The sequence below is a fragment of the Vreelandella sp. H-I2 genome, assembly GCF_052959335.1.
The window spans coordinates 118,126-132,859 of the sequence record NZ_JBRAMC010000006.1; the positions used below are offsets into that span (position 1 = coordinate 118,126).

The 14,734-nt window shown below is 55.2% G+C and carries 19 protein-coding genes and 1 riboswitch; of the genes, 13 read left to right on the forward strand and 6 right to left on the reverse strand.

The window, feature by feature from the left end; genetic code table 11:
• Positions 1-3 precede the first annotated feature (3 nt).
• From rplO to trhP, 11 genes are all read left to right on the forward strand, one after another.
• Entirely contained in the window at positions 4-438 is a 435-nt protein-coding gene (gene rplO / locus ACUVOF_RS15705; RefSeq protein WP_447045237.1) for a 50S ribosomal protein L15, read from the forward strand.
• Positions 439-1,770: a preprotein translocase subunit SecY gene (secY, locus tag ACUVOF_RS15710; protein ID WP_101147110.1), complete on the forward strand. Its 1,332-nt coding sequence runs from the start codon at positions 439-441 to the stop codon at positions 1,768-1,770.
• A 63-nt stretch (positions 1,771-1,833) separates the two neighbouring features.
• A complete protein-coding gene (rpmJ, locus tag ACUVOF_RS15715; RefSeq protein WP_008959154.1) occupies positions 1,834-1,947 on the forward strand; it encodes a 50S ribosomal protein L36 in 114 nt (37 codons plus the stop codon).
• 124 nt (positions 1,948-2,071) lie between these two features.
• On the forward strand, positions 2,072-2,428 hold the full coding sequence (gene rpsM / locus ACUVOF_RS15720) for a 30S ribosomal protein S13 (protein ID WP_022520863.1): 357 nt from the start codon (positions 2,072-2,074) through the stop codon (positions 2,426-2,428).
• 39 nt (positions 2,429-2,467) lie between these two features.
• Entirely contained in the window at positions 2,468-2,854 is a 387-nt protein-coding gene (rpsK, locus tag ACUVOF_RS15725; RefSeq protein ID WP_007111985.1) for a 30S ribosomal protein S11, read from the forward strand.
• Positions 2,855-2,866: 12 nt separating this feature from the next.
• The gene (gene rpsD / locus ACUVOF_RS15730) at positions 2,867-3,487 is read left to right on the forward strand and encodes a 30S ribosomal protein S4 (RefSeq protein ID WP_113269834.1); all 621 of its coding nucleotides are present in this window, start codon (positions 2,867-2,869) and stop codon (positions 3,485-3,487) included.
• Between the two features lie 98 nt (positions 3,488-3,585).
• A complete protein-coding gene (locus ACUVOF_RS15735; protein ID WP_113269833.1) occupies positions 3,586-4,581 on the forward strand; it encodes a DNA-directed RNA polymerase subunit alpha in 996 nt (331 codons plus the stop codon).
• A 39-nt stretch (positions 4,582-4,620) separates the two neighbouring features.
• Positions 4,621-5,007: a 50S ribosomal protein L17 gene (gene rplQ, locus ACUVOF_RS15740; RefSeq protein ID WP_008959150.1), complete on the forward strand. Its 387-nt coding sequence runs from the start codon at positions 4,621-4,623 to the stop codon at positions 5,005-5,007.
• Positions 5,008-5,326: 319 nt separating this feature from the next.
• Positions 5,327-6,658: a D-alanyl-D-alanine carboxypeptidase family protein gene (locus ACUVOF_RS15745; protein ID WP_447045238.1), complete on the forward strand. Its 1,332-nt coding sequence runs from the start codon at positions 5,327-5,329 to the stop codon at positions 6,656-6,658.
• An 89-nt stretch (positions 6,659-6,747) separates the two neighbouring features.
• A complete protein-coding gene (locus tag ACUVOF_RS15750) occupies positions 6,748-7,623 on the forward strand; it encodes a DMT family transporter (RefSeq protein WP_447045239.1) in 876 nt (291 codons plus the stop codon).
• A gap of 138 nt (positions 7,624-7,761) precedes the next feature.
• The gene (gene trhP / locus ACUVOF_RS15755; RefSeq protein WP_447045240.1) at positions 7,762-9,153 is read left to right on the forward strand and encodes a prephenate-dependent tRNA uridine(34) hydroxylase TrhP; all 1,392 of its coding nucleotides are present in this window, start codon (positions 7,762-7,764) and stop codon (positions 9,151-9,153) included.
• On the opposite strand, the gene ACUVOF_RS15760 is transcribed toward trhP, so the two are convergent.
• The 5 genes from ACUVOF_RS15760 to thiM form a co-directional block, all read right to left on the reverse strand.
• Complete coding sequence (locus ACUVOF_RS15760; protein ID WP_447045241.1) at positions 9,146-9,883, reverse strand: DODA-type extradiol aromatic ring-opening family dioxygenase; 738 nt, start codon at positions 9,881-9,883, stop codon at positions 9,146-9,148. The genes trhP and ACUVOF_RS15760 overlap by 8 nt on opposite strands.
• 55 nt (positions 9,884-9,938) lie before the next feature.
• Positions 9,939-10,364, reverse strand: a complete 426-nt coding sequence (locus tag ACUVOF_RS15765) for a DoxX family protein (RefSeq protein ID WP_447045242.1) — start codon at positions 10,362-10,364, stop codon at positions 9,939-9,941.
• 78 nt (positions 10,365-10,442) lie between these two features.
• Positions 10,443-11,363: a LysR substrate-binding domain-containing protein gene (locus tag ACUVOF_RS15770; RefSeq protein WP_447045243.1), complete on the reverse strand. Its 921-nt coding sequence runs from the start codon at positions 11,361-11,363 to the stop codon at positions 10,443-10,445.
• The gene (gene thiE / locus ACUVOF_RS15775) at positions 11,360-11,983 is read right to left on the reverse strand and encodes a thiamine phosphate synthase (RefSeq protein ID WP_447045244.1); all 624 of its coding nucleotides are present in this window, start codon (positions 11,981-11,983) and stop codon (positions 11,360-11,362) included. Before thiE ends, ACUVOF_RS15770 begins: the two co-directional genes overlap by 4 nt.
• Positions 11,973-12,782, reverse strand: a complete 810-nt coding sequence (gene thiM / locus ACUVOF_RS15780) for a hydroxyethylthiazole kinase (RefSeq protein ID WP_447045245.1) — start codon at positions 12,780-12,782, stop codon at positions 11,973-11,975. Before thiM ends, thiE begins: the two co-directional genes overlap by 11 nt.
• A 23-nt stretch (positions 12,783-12,805) precedes the next feature.
• Positions 12,806-12,904, reverse strand: a riboswitch (TPP riboswitch).
• Positions 12,905-13,031: 127 nt separating this feature from the next.
• Between thiM and gloA the strand changes: the two genes are divergently transcribed.
• Both gloA and ACUVOF_RS15790 read left to right on the forward strand, forming a co-directional pair.
• Positions 13,032-13,568, forward strand: a complete 537-nt coding sequence (gene gloA, locus ACUVOF_RS15785; RefSeq protein ID WP_447045246.1) for a lactoylglutathione lyase — start codon at positions 13,032-13,034, stop codon at positions 13,566-13,568.
• Between the two features lie 9 nt (positions 13,569-13,577).
• Positions 13,578-13,946, forward strand: coding sequence for a DUF6164 family protein (locus ACUVOF_RS15790; RefSeq protein ID WP_447045247.1), 369 nt, complete (start codon positions 13,578-13,580; stop codon positions 13,944-13,946).
• Here ACUVOF_RS15790 and ACUVOF_RS15795 read toward each other — a convergent pair.
• Positions 13,943-14,608, reverse strand: coding sequence for a cupin domain-containing protein (locus ACUVOF_RS15795; protein ID WP_447045248.1), 666 nt, complete (start codon positions 14,606-14,608; stop codon positions 13,943-13,945). The two genes, ACUVOF_RS15790 and ACUVOF_RS15795, sit on opposite strands and share 4 nt — an antisense overlap.
• Between the last annotated feature and the right edge of the window lie 126 nt (positions 14,609-14,734).

Here is a 14,734-nt window from a genome sequence, read left to right on the forward strand (position 1 = left end):
TCCATGAAACTTAATACCTTAAGCCCGGCTCCGGGCTCCAAGCACGCTGAAAAGCGCGTTGGTCGTGGCATCGGTTCCGGTCTTGGTAAGACCGGTGGCCGTGGTCACAAAGGTCAGAAAGCACGTAGTGGCGGCAGTGTTAAGCCCGGTTTCGAAGGCGGTCAGATGCCTTTGCAGCGTCGTTTGCCGAAATTCGGCTTTACGTCTGCAAAGTCGCTGGTCTCTGAAGAAGTACGCCTGGCCGAACTTGCTAAAGTTGCCGGTGGCGAAGTCACCATGGCATCTTTGAAAGAAGCCAATGTGCTGAAGGATTCTACGCTGCACGCGAAGATCATCCTTTCTGGCGAACTAAAAACAGCAGTTACCGTTCGCGGAATCAAGGTCACCAAAGGTGCCCGTGAAGCGATCGAAGCCGCTGGCGGCAAGGTAGAGGACTAAATGGCCAAGTCAGGAAAAATGCCGGCGATGGGCAGCGGTCTGAGTGAACTGTGGGCGCGCTTGCGCTTCGTGCTCCTCGCCATCGTGGTGTACCGTATTGGTGCCCACATTCCCGTTCCCGGTATCAATCCTGACCAGCTTGCTGCCTTGTTTAGGGAGCAACAGGGTACCATCCTAGGCATGTTTAACATGTTCTCGGGTGGCGCTCTGGAGCGCATGAGCGTTCTCGCCCTGGGTATCATGCCCTATATTTCGGCGTCGATTATCATGCAGCTCATGACTGCGGTCTCCCCTCATCTTGAACAGCTCAAGAAAGAGGGTGAGGCTGGCCGCCGCAAGATTAGCCAGTACACCCGCTACGGCACGGTGATACTGGCATTTGTCCAGGCAACCGGTATGTCCGTCGGCCTGGCTAGCCAAGGCATCGCGTACAGTGCTGACTTCAGCTTCTACTTCACCGCAGTGATTACGTTCGTATCAGGCGCGGTGTTTATGATGTGGCTAGGTGAGCAGATTACCGAGAAGGGCATTGGCAACGGTATTTCGTTGCTAATCTTTGCCGGTATTGTCGCTGGACTACCCAGTGCCGTGGGCCAAGCCTTCGAGCTTGCCCGTAATGAAGGGGCCTGGAATGTTCTGCCACTGTTAGCGTTGTCAGCGTTAGGTATTGCGACTGTCGCCTTCGTTGTTTTCATTGAGCGTGGCCAACGTCGCCTCAAGGTGAACTACCCACGGCGTCAAGTGGGCAATAAGATGTATGCAGGGCAAAGTAGCTACCTGCCTTTGAAGGTCAACATGGCCGGTGTTATTCCGGCGATTTTTGCCTCCAGTATTCTACTCTTCCCGGCCTCTATTGGTCAGTGGGTAGGTGCCGGTGAAGGTATGGAGTGGTTGCAGCGTGCATCTCAGGCATTAGGCCCAGGTCAACCGCTTTACATCTTGCTTTTCGCGGCGGCAGTGGTATTCTTCTGCTTCTTTTACACAGCGCTGGTCTTCAACCCCAAGGATGTGGCTGACAATCTTAAAAAGTCAGGCGCTTTCCTGCCGGGCATTCGCCCCGGCGAGCAGACCGCTCGCTATATCGACAAGGTCATGACACGCTTGACCCTGTTCGGTGCCTTGTATATCACTGCGGTTTCCTTGATGCCCCAGTTCTTGATTGTGGCGTGGAACGTGCCGTTTTTCTTCGGCGGTACCTCGTTGTTAATCGTAGTCGTGGTCATCATGGACTTCATGGCCCAGGTGCAGTCGCATCTCATGTCGCATCAGTATGACTCAGTGATGAAGAAGTCCAACCTGAAAGGCTACGGTAGCGGCGGTATCATGCGCTGAGGCGCCGTCCCCCCTGTTAAGTTAGAGAGGGCGCGCCGCGAGCCGGTTTTTGGAGAAAGATCGATGAAAGTTCGAGCTTCCGTAAAGAAAATGTGCCGTAACTGCAAGATCATTCGTCGCAATGGCGCTGTCCGCGTCATTTGCAGCGAGCCACGGCACAAACAGCGTCAGGGTTAATCCCCCTGGGTTGTATTAAGCGGGTGCCAGCATACCCCTTGCCTTAGGGCACTCAAAGGGGTATGCTGTTGCGCCTTTTGTAGATGAATAAACGAGCAAGCCGCTCAAATTTCGGAGTAAGCTGATGGCCCGTATTGCAGGCGTCAATATCCCGGACAACAAGCATGCGGCGATCTCGCTGACCTATATCTTCGGGATTGGCCGTACCCGTGCTGAGCACATTTGTGCTGCAGCCGGTATCGCGCCTACTGCCAAGATCCAGGACCTGTCTTCTGAAGAAGTCGACACCCTGCGTTCTGAAGTTGGTAAGTACACCGTAGAGGGCGACCTTCGTCGTGATGTTACGCTTAACATTAAGCGTCTCATGGACTTAGGCTGCTACCGTGGTCTGCGTCATCGTCGTAGTCTTCCGCTGCGTGGTCAGCGGACTAAGACTAACGCGCGCACCCGTAAGGGCCCGCGTAAGCCGATCCGCAAATAACACGCACGTTCTGGCGTAAAGACAGGAATAGACATCAACATGGCTAACCCGCGTAGTAACCGTAAAAAGGTTAAAAAGCAGGTAGTGGACGCAATTGCGCATATCCATGCCTCTTTTAACAACACGATCGTGACGATCACAGACCGCCAGGGCAATGCTCTTTCCTGGGCAACTGCCGGTGGTTCGGGTTTTCGTGGTTCTCGCAAGAGCACCCCGTTCGCTGCTCAAGTGGCAAGCGAACGTGCAGCAACTGCTGCAGCCGAGTATGGTGTGAAAAACGTAGACGTACTGGTTAAAGGTCCAGGTCCCGGTCGTGAATCCGCCGTGCGCGCACTGAACGCCGCCGGCTTCCGCGTGCAAAGCATCGTAGACGCGACGCCCATTCCCCATAATGGCTGCCGTCCGCCGAAGAAACGCCGCGTTTAAGGAGACAGATTCATGGCTCGTTATATTGGACCGAAGTGCAAACTGTCTCGTCGTGAAGGCACAGACCTCTTTTTGAAGAGCGGTGTGACTCCCTTCGAGAAAAAGTGTAAATCCGAGCAAATCCCGGGTGTACACGGCCAGCGTCGTCAACGTCTTTCAGACTACGGCTTGCAGCTTCGCGAGAAGCAAAAAGTACGTCGTATGTATGGCGTACTCGAAAAACAGTTCCGTAACTACTACAAAGAAGCCGCTCGCCTGAAAGGTGCGACCGGTGAGGTATTGTTGCAGTTGCTCGAATCCCGACTGGATAATGTCGTCTACCGCATGGGCTTTGGCTCGACTCGCTCTGAAGCGCGTCAGCTGGTCAGCCACAAGGCGATTTCCGTGAACGGCCGCACCGTTAACGTAGCTTCCTACCAAGTGAAGCCGGGTGACGTTGTTGCCATTCGCGAAAAGGCGAAAAACCAAGCACGTATTCAAAGCGCGTTGTCCATTGCGGCCAACCGTGGCGATATCGCTTGGATCGAAATCGACGCCAAGAAGATGGAAGGCACTTTCAAGGCTCTGCCTGAACGCGGTGACCTGACTGCCGACATCAACGAAAACCTGATCGTCGAGCTGTACTCCAAGTAAGCAGTGTTCTGTTTCTTGTCAATCTGGTGTGGGTATAACGCCCGCGCCAGGTCGTACCGAGTACCAAGTATCCGTTTGGCAGCCTGAAAGGTGTTCATATGCAGCGTTCAGTGACAGAGTTTCTCCGTCCTCGCGACATCAAGGTCGAAGAAATCAGCGCACATCACGCCAAGATCGTACTCGAACCGTTCGAGCGTGGTTTTGGTCACACCCTGGGGAATGCACTGCGTCGCATTCTGCTTTCGTCTATGCCCGGCTGTGCCGTGGTAGAGGCTGAAATTGCCGGCGTTGAGCATGAATACAGTGCGCTTGAAGGGGTGCAGGAAGATGTCATTGAAATCCTCCTGAACTTGAAAGATGTTGCGATCAAGATGCACAGCCGCGATGAGGCGGTGCTCACGCTGAACAAGCAGGGCCCAGCCGTCGTCACCGCTGGCGACATTGCGCTTGATCATAGCGTCGAAATCGTCAACCCGGACCACATCATTGCTCATGTCAATGAAGGTGCCGAGCTGAAAATTCAGCTTAAGGTAGCGCTGGGTCGTGGCTACGAACCGGCTGACGCACGCGGCTCTGATGAAGAGTCACGGGCTATTGGCCGCCTGCAGCTGGATGCCACCTTCAGCCCTGTCCGCCGTGTTTCCTATTCGGTTGAAGCCGCTCGTGTTGAGCAGCGCACCGACCTCGATAAGCTAATTATCGATCTGGAAACCGACGGTACCCTGGATCCGGAAGAGGCTATCCGTCGCAGTGCGACCATCCTGCAAGAGCAGCTGGCCGCCTTCGTCGACCTGGAAGCTGATAAAGAACAGGAAGTCGAAGAGGAAGAGGATCATGTCGATCCTATTCTATTGCGCCCCGTAGACGATCTTGAGTTGACCGTTCGCAGCGCGAACTGCCTAAAAGCCGAGAATATTTATTACATCGGTGATCTTATCCAGCGCACAGAAGTTGAGCTGTTGAAGACACCGAATCTCGGTAAAAAGTCTTTGAATGAAATCAAAGATGTATTGGCGGCGCGCGGCTTGTCCCTCGGCATGCGGTTGGAAAATTGGCCACCGGCAAGCCTGAAGGACGACAAGGCCTCCGCGTGAGCGTCGACTTGAGTCCCAGTTTGGTAAGGAATTACAACCATGCGTCATCGTAAGAGTGGTCGTCATCTGAATCGTACCAGCTCGCATCGTCAGGCCATGTTCAAGAACATGTCTGTCTCGCTGGTCGAGCATGAAGTCATTAAGACAACCCTGCCGAAAGCCAAGGAACTGCGTCGTGTTATCGAGCCGCTGATCACCTTGTCTAAGCAGGATAGCGTTGCAAACCGTCGTTTGGCATTTGCTCGTACGCGCTCTAAAGAAGCCGTCGGCAAATTGTTCAACGAACTAGGTCCGCGTTATGCCGAGCGTCCGGGCGGTTACGTCCGTATTCTTAAGTGCGGTTTCCGCACCGGCGACAACGCCCCTATGGCGTTCGTTGAGCTAGTTGATCGTCCGGTTGTTGAAGAAGCCGCTGCAGAAGAGTAATTCTCTGCGCTAAGTTTCTTTACCAGCAAATGAAAACCGACCCTTCGTGGTCGGTTTTTTTATATCACTCATTTATCTTCTCTTTTCTATGCTTAACTGCGTATATACTCTGTTTATTATTCGCATATACTCAATTTTTGTTTTATTGAAACAAGCATTTCTACTCTGAGCGGGGAAAGCCTTGCGTTGCACATCGAGTGTGGCAAGGTAGTTTGGCGGTAGGCTAGTCACAGCGCGTTGATAACCAGGTTAAGGGGCATGTATGTGTGCGAGGGCAAAACAAGGCGCTAGTGGAGCGTCAGCGGTATGGTCACTGAGTATGCTATTGCTACTCATGTTATCGATGATCACCAGTGCCCACGCCGACAACCCACGTTATGCTGGTATTGTGGTAGACCTGGATAATGGCGAAGTACTCTACGCCGAGAATATCGACGATCAGCGCTATCCCGCATCGCTGACTAAAATGATGACGCTGTATTTAACCTTTGAGGCGCTTGAAGCGGGTGCGTTGCGCCTTGATCAACCGCTACCTGTTTCCCCTTACGCAGCTGCCAAGCCCGCTGTAAAACTATGGCTTGCAGCGGGTAGTTCTATTCCCGTCGATACGGCGATACGCGCACTCGCCGTTCGCTCGGCTAATGATGTTGCCGCCGTCGTCGCCGAAGCATTAGGGGGGACGGAAGCGCGTTTTGCGCAAATGATGACCACCAAGGCACGCGAGTTAGGCATGCACGCGACGACCTTTCGCAATGCGTCAGGCTTGCCGGATGCGGGCCAGATCACCACTGCGCGGGATATGCTGACCCTCTCGGTGCGCGTGATGCAGGATTTTCCGCAGTACTACCACTACTTCGGCCTGCAAGAATTCACCTATCGCGGTACACGGCACACCAGCCATAATCGCTTAGTGCGTGACTATCCCGGTGCCGATGGGTTGAAAACCGGTTTTATTCGCGCATCCGGCTTTAACGTAGCGACGACCGCTATGCGTGGCAATCGACGTTTGGTCGGGGTGGTCATGGGTGGTTTTTCATCCCAGTCGCGTGATACTCATATGGCCAACTTGTTAGACCGCAGTTTTCTGCGTGCGTCGCTGCGTGATCAGCGCAGTTGGATGGCGGATACCAGCTTTTCACGCGAATTTATGGCCTTTGCCCCCCCGGCTCAGCCTATTGCTCCAACCACGCCTGAGCCGCGGCAACCGCTACTGGCAGTAGTGGAGACCACCACGCTTTCACCTTCTTCTGTTTCAAACGCGTCAGCACCCGTCGTTGATCTTGATGAGCAGTTGGCCGATATCGCTAGCGTTCAGCGCCCCGCACCCGAGAATGCGTTGCCGCAGCCAGATCCTCTGCAAGCCTTTATTGAGCGTGAGCGTCAGCTAGCAGCCGCCAAGGAAGTAGGTGGTGGCTGGGGGGTCCAGGTCGGCGCCTTCAGCCAAGAGGCCCAGGCGCAGCAATTGGCGCAGCAGGCAGCTCAACGTCTCGCGCAAAATTTAGGTGGTCGCGTAGCTATTGATACTGTCGAGGGCCAGAATCCGGTTTACCGAGCTCGCTTAATGGCATTTGACGAGCAACGCGCCCGCCAAGCTTGCCGCCAATTGAACTCCCAAGGTATGGATTGCATGGTCGTCAACGCCAGCTTGTAGGGGTATGGGCTGTCATCACCCCGCCAATGGCTAATTGGCGGGGTTTTCTTTTTTGGCACTTTCATTGACCAGTTAACAGGGAGATTGCGGTGACTACCTCGCTGAAAGGCATACTCTGCATGTGTTTGGGCGTGCTTTTTCTCGCCCTAGGCGACGCCGTTTCCAAATGGTTAGGCGAAGTGCATTCGCCGCTGCAGATTATTTTCTTCCGCGCTTTAGTCTCATTGCCATTGATTGCGCTGCTTGCCCATTTTGCCGGCGGTTTGCGTAAACTGCGTACCAAGCGGCCGGGTGTGCATCTTCTGCGCGGCTTAATCTATACCGCTACCATGGTCTGTTTCGTATTAGGGTTAACGCTTTTACCGCTGGCAGAAGCCACGGCCATTGCCTTTGTAGCACCGCTGTTTGTGACCCTGCTATCGGTACCATTATTAGGTGAGCGTATTGATCCACCCGTGCTGATCGCTTCGTTAGTCGGGTTTGTTGGCGTGCTGATTGTCGTCCGTCCTAATGGCGATGCGTTTCAAGTTGGCGCATTAGTATTAGTGGGGGCCGCACTGTTTTATGCACTCATGATGATTACCGCCCGTCGTTATGGCGCTCGTGAGCATCTATGGGCAATGCTGTTTTACATGACCTGTGTGCCGCTTATCGTGACGGCCGTAACGTTGCCTTGGGTGTGGCAGGCCCCTCAGCCTTGGCATTGGGTGGGGTTTTTCGCATCTGGGGTGCTTGGGGTCGCGGCCACCGCCTTTATTACCTTGGCTTTTCGGTTTGCGCCCGCGGCCATCGCTGCGCCGTTTGATTACACCGCCATGCTCTGGGCGGTACTGCTGGGCTGGTGGTTCTGGGGCGAAATGCCGGATCTCTGGGTCTGGGTAGGCAGCGCCTTGATAATGGGCAGCGGGTTAGCGGTGGCATACCACGATCGAAGCACGACCCTCAAGCGCCGTCCGACGGCTTAAAACGCCACCGAACAATTACTTTTTGATCTACGTCATCGAATTGGTCAGCTGGCCCGGACAGCGAGCTTGGGCTGGTTATAATCCAGCCTTTTCGTCGCAGCACGCTGCGTACCATCGTCCTGATAACGGTGACTGTTGATGCAAGCCCCCGAACGACTCAAGCAAGCTCCCGAACTGCTTTCCCCTGCGGGTACCTTCAAGAACATGCGTTACGCGTTTGCCTATGGCGCCGATGCGGTGTATGCAGGGCAGCCGCGCTATTCACTCCGGGTGCGCAACAACGATTTTAAAATTGATAACCTGCATCGGGGTATTGACTACGCCCACACGCGAGGCAAGCAGTTTTACGTTGCATCCAACCTTGCCCCGCATAACAGCAAGCTAAAAACGTACCTACAAGATATGGAACCGGTGATTGAAGCTGGCCCCGATGCGCTGATCATGTCGGACGCCGGTTTGATAATGATGGTGCGTGATCGCTGGCCGGATCAAGTGATTCATCTGTCGGTACAGTCAAACGTCGTTAACTGGGCCGCTGCCAGGTTCTGGCAGCGCCAGGGCATTAGCCGCATTATTTTATCCCGGGAGCTATCATTGGAAGAGATCGGCGAAATACGCGCCGAGTGCCCGGATCTGGAGATTGAAACGTTTGTCCACGGTGCGCTGTGTATCGCCTATTCGGGGCGCTGTCTGCTGTCGGGGTATTTCAATCATCGTGATCCCAATCAGGGCACCTGCACCAATGCTTGTCGCTGGAAATACAACACAGTGGCCGCAAGCCACGACGATAAAGGTGACTTAATACCTGCTCAGGACAGCGGCCCGGCTGTTGCCGCCGATCAAAATGAGCTCTCGGCACTGATTGAAGATGTTTCCCGCCCTGGCAAGCTGATGCCCGTGTATGAAGACGAACACGGTACCTATATCATGAACTCCAAAGACCTGCGAGCGGTGCAGCACGTGGCTCGATTGACGCAAATGGGGGTAGCATCGCTAAAGATCGAGGGGCGCACGAAATCCCATTATTACGTCGCGCGTACCGCGCAAGTTTACCGGCAAGCCATTGATGATGCCGTTGCGGGGCGTCCTTTTAATCGGGAGCTAATGGATGAGCTTGAGAACTTGGCCAATAGGGGATACACCGAAGGCTTCTACCAACGCCATGTTCATGGTGAATTCCAAAATTACGAGCAGGGGCATTCTATTGGTGTGCATCAACAGTTCGTCGGTGAAGTGTTGGGGTACGACTCGGCGCGTGGAACCTTGGAAATAGAGGTTAAAAACCGCTTCGAGGTAGGGGATAGCATGGAGCTGATGCTGCCCGGGGGTAATCGCCGTTTTGTGCTCACACATATCGAGAACCAGCGGGGCGAAGCCCTATCAGCGGCACCGGGCTCTGGGCACCGTGTGCAAATCCCCGTGCCCGGTGCCAGCATTACCCCTGAACAGCTTGAGTTTGCGCTGTTAATGCGTGATCTCGGGCCTTCCAACGCAGCACAACCTGAATCGTTAGGGGTAGCGCTCAGCTAAACGCATAAACGTCCATCGCAAGCACGCCGTGCTCTACGCTGTGATGCAGCTGTTTTGCGCCGTCTCCTGCTCCCATGGCCACCAGCAACGGCTGGAAGTGTTCTGGTGTCGGATGGTTTTTCCGCGCTTGTGCTGCGTTCTCCCAGTTAAGCAGCGCTTCACGGTCATTGGCGATAAGGCGGTCACTCACCCAAGTGGCAAATTCATCTACCCAGGCGGGCATAGGGCTTTCCTGGGGCATGATTTCATACAGATTATGGGTCAGGCTGCCCGAGCCGATAATCAAGATACCCTCTTCCCTTAGCGCTGCTATTTGATCACCCAGCGCTACAAGCTCCGCATTGCTCCAGCGGACGGGAAGTGACAGAGAAACGACCGGTACATCGGCATCAGGAAACATCAAGGAAAGAGGGACCCAAGCGCCGTGATCAAGGCCGCGCTCTACACGTTCGGCGCCCAGTAGCACGGCTAGGCGTTCAGCCAGTTCTGGGTTCCCAGGGGCGGGATACTGACATTCAAACAGCGCCCGTGGGAAGCCGCCAAAATCATGGATCGTTTCTGGCTTAGTGCTGGCACTGACCTTGAGTGTGAGGCTCTCCCAGTGCGCCGAGACCACCACCACCGCTTTGGGTGAAAGCTGGCTGCCCAGTTCGCGTAGAAAGGCATGAGCCGGGGTTTTATTGAGTGCCAGCATAGGCGAACCATGGGAAATAAATAGACTAGGTAACATGGTGATTCTCCACAACAGTGACAGCGCTCTAGTGAATAAAGCGCTGGCGATAAGGTTAGGCGAAGCGGCGGTTTAACACCCAGCGGCCACTTCCCAGGCCCGCTTGAACAATAAGGGCCAGCATCCAGAACACCGGGAACTCCCAACCGCCTCCGGCATTTGAGAACATCCAGCCGTTGCCAAGATGCACCCAAGCAGCACCAAGCAGTACTGGCACCAGTGCCAGGCTCACCCAGCGGGTATAAACACCCAGAATCAGGGCGGCTCCACCGCCCACTTCGGCGGCAATGGCCAAGTAAGCCAGAAACCCTGGTAAACCCAGTGATTCAAAATAGCCGACGGTGCCCGGCAGGGTAAACACAAACACCTTAAGCAAACCGTGGGCAAGGGCCATCACACCCAGTGCAACACGCAGTAGCGAGATGGCATGGGGCTGTAAAGAGGGCTGTAGAGAGGGAATGGAGTGAGTATGCGTTGTCATCGTAGTAGCTTCCATCGGGTGGTTGATGACGCTACTTTACAGCTGGATCAGATCGAGATAATCAGCGTATTTTGCACATCACTGTTGCGTAATAGGCGATAATCCAATGTGTTGCTCCCAAACCGGTGGATCGCCCCACGCCTCGGTGAGAAGGGCGATGAAGCGCTCCACCTTGGTGGGCAAGTAGCGCCGGGCTGGGTAGAGGGCATGGACATCGAGCCGCACCACTGGCTCATCGGTTAAAATCGGTACTAAGCGCCCGCTGGCGATACTATCTGTCACCAGAAAGCTGGGTTGCTGTGCGATACCCAAGCCAGCTTCTGCGGCGTGGGTCAATACATCGCCGTTATTGCTTTCCAGCGGGCCGTTGACCGTCAATGACTGCGTGGCGATCTGCCAGTCAGCGCTCTGTTGGCCGCTGCGGTAACGCAAACAGCGGTGCTCAGAAAGTGCTTTAACACTGCTGGGTTCACCGTGGCTGGCAAGATACGCTGGTGAGGCACAAAACAGCAAACGGCAGCGGGCAAGGCGTCGTGCCACTAGGCTGGAGTCGGGCAAGCTGCCGATACGAATCGCTACGTCGTAACCCTCTTCCAGCAGGTCGACACGGCGGTCGTTTAAATCCAGGCGCACTTCTAGTGCCGGATGGGTGTGCATAAACTGGGCGACGAGTGGCGCTAGGTAGCGGGTGCCAAAACTCATCGGCCCATTGACACGCAGCCGTCCGCGCACATCACTGGTACCTTGGCCCACCTCGACGGCGGCTTCATCAAGCGCTTGCAGTATCCCTTGGGCGCGCATTAAGTAGCGCTCTCCTGCCTCGGGGAGATGTAGCCGTCGAGTGGTACGTTGTATCAGTCTTGCGCCGAGTGATTCTTCCAACGCCATGACTTGGCGCGATACCCGCGTGCGAGAAATATCCAGCGCTTCAGCAGCCCGGGTATAGCTACCCAGCTCGGCTACTCGCACAAAGGCAACGATGTGCTCTAACTGGTTCATGTTGCCGAGGCAGCCTGAAAAGCGCGCGCTGCCTGATAAGGGCTAGGTTGACCACAAATAGCCGAAATTACCGCTAAGCCCTGCGCGCCAGCCGTTCTGACGCGCTCGGCGTGCTCGGCTTTCAAGCCACCGATAGCCACACTAGGCAGCGGGCAGGCGTTGGCTAATTGCGCGAGTCCATCAAAGCCAATGGGTTGAGCGTGGTCTTGTTTGCTAACGGTGGCGAAGACCGGGCCAAGCCCCACATAATCCAGTAGCTCTACCGGGGCGGCTTGTAACTGGGCGAGGGTGTTTATCGACAGGCCGATAATGGCATCCTTGCCCATCGCGATGCGGGCTTCATGCACGGCAGCGTCGCTCTGGCCGACGTGCAGGCCGTCTGCTTGGCTTTCCAGCGCTACCTGCAAACGGTCGTTAATAATCAGTGGCACACCGGTGCCTGCCAGCAGCGTTTTTAGCCGCTTGGCTTGAGCAATCATGTGCTCATCACTGGCATGCTTATCACGTAGTTGGACGATGGTGACACCGCCTCTTACTGCCGCTTCAACCGTTTTTTCCACGCCAACATCATCGCAAAGTGCTGCATCGGTCACTAAATAAAGCGAGAGATCAAACGCCATGAATTGCCTCCCACTGCGCATGGGTAGTGAGATCGTCAGTGGTAAGCTGATAAAGCGCATCCAACAGTGCGACCTGAAAGCTGCCTGGCCCCTGGGCTACGTCACCCGCGCGCTCGCCAGCAACTGCAAAGCAGCCCAGCGCGGCAATGGTTGCCCCTAATGGGCTGTCACGATTGGCCGCTACAAACGCTGTAACTAACGCGCTGAGCCCACAGCCCAACGTGGTGACACGCGGCATTAATGGGTGGCCACCGTTAATACGGTAATGCTGTGTACCGTCCGTTACCCAGTCGTTTTCGCCCGTCATCGCCACAATACAGCCGTGATGCTTTGCCAGCGCTATCGCTGCGTTGATAGCTTGCTCGGTGGGGGCTGTTGAATCCACACCACGCCCCTGGCCCGCTAAGCCGTGAAGGGCAAGAATTTCAGACGCATTGCCACGAATGACACTTGGTTTAGAGGCAAGCAGCTTCGCGCAGAGCATTTGACGATAGCGGGTAGCGCCAACGGCAACGGGATCTAACACCCAGGGGATAGCGTGCTGTTCAGCGGTTGCCGTGGCGGTCAGCATGGCATCGGCCCAGTGGGAAGAAATCGTGCCGATGTTAATCGAGAGTCCGGTAGAAATAGCGGTGAACTCAGCCACTTCCTCTGGCGCATGCACCATGGCGGGTGACGCACCGGTGGCTAACAGCAAATTGGCCGTACTGTTCATGGCGACATAATTGGTCATGCAATGGACTAACGGTGTCGCTGTACGTAGCGTCGCAAGATAATCGCCAAGCGGAGGTAGGGTCATAGCATCCTCCCGGCGGGGAGGTGGTAAGCGGTACCACGACTCCCTACGCCGGTGTTATCCGGTTCAGGTTCAAAGGGTTCTTCTCAGCTCGCCAATAACGGCGAGCGCCCCTGCCGAACGATTACTATCCTTGGCTGCGTTGGCCCTGTAAAGACCAGGGCGAGGGAAGTGGGTGGAAATATGGCGTCTCAGCCCCCATGTTAAGCGGTATAAGCCGTTAACGATCCACTTCAGCGACAGGAGAGCGTGATGAGTTTTCAAGGTGAGCAGCATCCTGGTGTCGTCGATACGCCCCCGCAAACCCAAGGGTTTCGTTTAAACCACACCATGCTGCGGGTAAAAGATCCCGAGCAAGCATTGGCGTTCTACTCAAAAGTGTTTGGTATGCAGGTAATGCGGCGGCTGGATTTTGAAGAGATGCAGTTCTCGCTCTATTTTTTAGCCAACCTAGAGCCAAGCGATAACGTGCCAGATGATGCACAAGCGCGTACCGCCTGGACCTTCAGCCAGAAAGGACTGTTAGAGTTGACCCACAACTGGGGAACCGAAAGCCAGGACGATTTCGCCTATCACGATGGCAATGCCGAACCGCAAGGCTTTGGGCATATCTGTTTTAACGTGCCGGATTTAACGGCGGCCCAGGCGTGGTTCGACGAGCACGATGTTACTTTCGTCAAGCGCGCCGACCAGGGCAAGATGAAAGATGTTATCTTCGTTAAAGACCCGGATGGCTACTGGATCGAAGTGATTCAAGCGGACTTGATGGTGGGGAAGAGCGATTCATGAGGCCTATCAATGGCTAAACTACTGTTCCGGCTGCGCCATGTAACCGACGAAGAAGCCATGGAAGTGCGTGACCTGTTAGCCGCTCATGGCTTTGATACCTATGAAACCCAGGCGGGCTTTTTCCGCTTGGGGGTCGATGCTATCTGGCTGCGCAACCCACACCAGCACGACGCTGCCATCGCGGTGTTAGACGCCTACCAAGCGGAGCGCCTAGAGCGCGCTCAGCGTGAGCATCAAGCAGCGATTGAACGGGGCGAGGCAGAAACCTTGTGGCGCCGTTTAGCTGCCCACCCGCTGCAGGTGTTAATGGTGCTGTTGGCCGTAGGACTTATTGCGGCCCTCACACTTCTGCCATTTCTGGGCCTGTCGCGAACCTAAGCCGCTGGCAGATGGCCGCGTTTGAGGTACATCATGACGCCCTGATCACCGGCCGTTAATGCCGGTGCTGAGCCGCTCGGGTAGCGGCACCAGGTGCCTGCAGTGTAGCTTTGCTCATTATCGCTAAGCGTGCCTTCCAGAACCAAAAACTCCAGGCCGCCCAGCAATGTGGGATAGGAAATAGAGGTACCCGCCGACCAGCGTTCCAGGCTAGTGCGCTCTTGCTTGTAGGTGTGCAACATCTTGTAGGCAATGCGCGGGCGCCGATCAGGCTGCCAGGGAAGCCGATGGGCAGGCACCGCCAGCTGTAGCGTGTCGTTGGGGTCAAACTGATGCAGTTTGACAAAAATCAGCGCGCCTTCCTCGCCAATCTGGGGCGTATGGCCGGTACCAATGGGGTTTCGTAAGTAGCTGCCCGCCGCGTAGCGCCCATGTTCATCGGCGAACACACCTTCCAGCACCAGAATCTCCTCGCCGCCGCCATGGGTATGTCGATCAAACTGCGTATTGGGCGCATAGCGGACAAGGCTGGTCGCGCGGGCAACTTCATCACCAATTCGGTCAAACATCATGCGCTCAACCCCCACACTGGGGGAATCGACCCACTGATACTCTTCGGGGGTAACACAGGCAAAGTGGCTAAAATCGGCGTTTAGACGCATGGGAACGGGCTCTTCGCAGTGAAGGTAAGTATCGGGGAGGAGTAATAGTCTCCTTATTGACAGCAAGAAATGCAACTTTCGGTTGTATTGGTAGCATTCCAGAAATAAAAAATGCCGCCAATGGCG